2 protein-coding genes and 1 pseudogene are annotated in these 2,744 nt (G+C 44.7%); all 3 read right to left on the bottom strand.

Features of this window, described 5'->3' with window-relative positions; genetic code table 11:
• Window positions 1–397: 397 nt before the first annotated feature.
• Window positions 398–520, bottom strand: coding sequence for a PEP-CTERM sorting domain-containing protein (locus RH949_RS18105; RefSeq protein WP_006105402.1), 123 nt, complete (start codon window positions 518–520; stop codon window positions 398–400).
• Window positions 521–967: 447 nt separating this feature from the next.
• Entirely contained in the window at window positions 968–2,341 is a 1,374-nt protein-coding gene (locus tag RH949_RS18100) for a GH1 family beta-glucosidase (RefSeq protein WP_446355032.1), read from the bottom strand.
• 189 nt (window positions 2,342–2,530) lie between these two features.
• Window positions 2,531–2,744, bottom strand: a pseudogene (locus RH949_RS18095) (NF041680 family putative transposase); the annotation flags it as partial.

Here is a 2,744-nt window from a genome sequence, read left to right as displayed (position 1 = left end):
GGTTAAGGCTGATATCGAGCAACAACGCCGGGTATCAGCCAAGCGCAAGCGTTAACGGTTATCGACCAAAAGTTACACCGTGGACTTATACCAAGGCAGAATTACTGATGGGTAGGTTTGTCTAGGTTTTTAGAAGCGGTAATTCTCCCCGTTTGGGTTGGGATAAGGCAGAATTTTTTTGCACGGGGGAGGACAGAGGATACTTCGCTTTTTTGCACGGGAGAAGGGGAACTTGATTCTCTTGCTCCCCTCTTGCTCCCCTCTCCCAAGCTTGGGAGAGGGGCTGGGGGTGAGGGCTGGCTTGGGAGAGGGGTTGAGCTTAAGTTGACACGGATGAAGGCTTGCGCCCTCATCCCTGTACCTCATCTTATGAGAAACGCGATATCTCGCTTGCATCTTACTTTTTTATCACAGTAGCCGACTTTTGTTTGCGCCGTAACTGGGCAACAACACCGAAAGCACCAATCGCAAATAACCCGACAATAGAAGTCGATTCGGGAACTGAAGTTTCATCGGTCAAATCAACTCGCAGGATTTCCCCTTGTCCGCATTAACAGCTTATAAAAATATTTATGTCTATAGGGGGATGGCGTTTACAACTCAAGTATTCCTAGAAACCGGGTTTCTCGTGAGGATGACAACGCAATATCAACCTTCACCCAAAAAAACCCGGTTTATTGACCGTGTATGAATTAACCTTACGCCGCGAAACTGTAGGGGCGCAAAGACTTGCGCCCAATTTAATAGTAAAATCTCTACCACCATGTTAGCTGTGCCACGCCAGTAGATGGACATAAACTTCAAGGTGGAGAAAGCCCTATTTGGTATAGTTAATCCCATCCTAAGCTGTTCGGCATTTAAACCTTAATATCAATAATGAGGAAATCTTTGTAGTGCGTTTAGCGAAGCCATGCCGCAGGCTTTGCATCTTGCTCGCTACTAATACCCAATTTAAATGCATGACGGCTTACACCACTCGATTGGTTCTAATACATTCTCGATACCAATCAAAGCTGGCTTTCGGAATCCGGTTTTGAGTGGGATAATCAATATAAATCAATCCAAATCGACGATCATAGCCATAAGACCATTCAAAGTTATCCATCAAACTCCAGAGAAAATATCCGTTGAGGGGGTACCCTTCAGCAATAGCCCGATGAGCCGATCGCAGATGTTGGCGCAGGTAAAAAATGCGGTCAATATCGATAACTTCCCCCTGACTATTTAACTCATCCGCAACAGCACAACCGTTTTCAGTAATCACAATGGGTAAATCGGGACGCCCTACTGTTTCACTAATATGGCGAATGCCCCAATAAATACAATCTGGCAAGATATGCAACCATGGCATATTTAGTTTCGGATAATGTTCTGGAAAGTTGAGAACCTCATATCCGCATTCATTATCAACGGCGCGAACATAGTCACCGAAGTAAACATTAAATCCCAGAACATCCAAAGGTTGATGAATGGTTTCTAAGTCTTCATCCTGAATATCGGGCGCATTCTCACCTAATTTTTCCAGCAACGCCGGACTATACTTTCCAGTTAAGGCGGGAAAAATAATCCCACCATTTTGTCCACAGGTATGAAATGCTTTTTTAGCCGCCTCTATATGATCAGGAGATTCATTAATCGGTACGGTTACTGCAAAATTATCCACTAAACTCACTGAACAGGAAACAGGAGATGCGGCGCGAATGGCTTGACATCCTAAACCATGGGCTAAAAGGGCGTGGTGAGAAGTTTGCCACATCTGCTTAAGTGAACTCACCCGCGTTCCCGGTGCATGAGGCGGATCAGAATTAACCCCATAACCCCAATGAGTAAAGCAGGGTATTTCATTCAGTGTCATCCAATGGGTAATGCGATCGCCTAATCGACTGACCACGGTGGTAACATAGTCAGCATAATCGATTGCCATTTGCCGACTTTGCCAGGAACCGTAAGCCTCTTCTAACGCCTGGGGGGAGTCCCAGTGAAACAAGGTGGCGTGGGGTGTAATTCCCTTATCCCGCAAGCAATCCACCAAACGCTTATAAAAGTCAATCCCTTGTTCATTCACCGTACCACGACCATCGGGAATAATTCGTGACCAGGCGATACTAAACCGATAGTGCTGAATACCCAGTTGCGCCATTAAGTCTATATCATGTTCGTAGCGATGATAATGATCACAAGCCACAGCACCTGTATCACCATTCAGGGTACGTCCAGGAGTAGCGCTAAATGTATCCCAAACACTGGGTTTACGCCCACCTTCGTTTACTGCACCTTCGATTTGATAGGAAGCTGTAGCGCTTCCCCACCAGAACGCCTCTGGAAATTGGTAACTGGTCATGATGAATTTAAAATGTTGACCCCATGCCTATGATTGCAGATAAACTGGCATCACATGACGATTGGACTTTGGACAAAATCAGTATTTTTGCGTATTACTTACGCAAATAAAATAAGGAACAATAACTCCTCTATCTCAGCTCGAAGAAAAGCTCAGAAATAAAGGCTTTAGAAGGTTACAGAGTAAATCTTAGGAGACTTGGCTATTTTGGTTTTTACAAAATGGTTGTTTTTTGATAAATTTATGGCGAGTTCTCGGCTCTTTTTTTTTCACCTTTAATTCGTCCGGGAGAATAACCACGACGTTTGGGGGATTGAGCAGGTGTACCCAAAGACGAAATAATTCGATAGAAGTCCCGTTGAACTAAGCTGGGCGTAACTTTGAGCGATTCAGTTTGAGTCAA

This window comes from Coleofasciculus sp. A1-SPW-01 (assembly GCF_040217205.1).
GTDB lineage: Bacteria > Cyanobacteriota > Cyanobacteriia > Cyanobacteriales > Coleofasciculaceae > Coleofasciculus > Coleofasciculus chthonoplastes_A.
The sequence above is the reverse complement of the archived record's forward strand: the minus strand, read 5'-3'. Positions and strand labels throughout refer to the sequence as shown.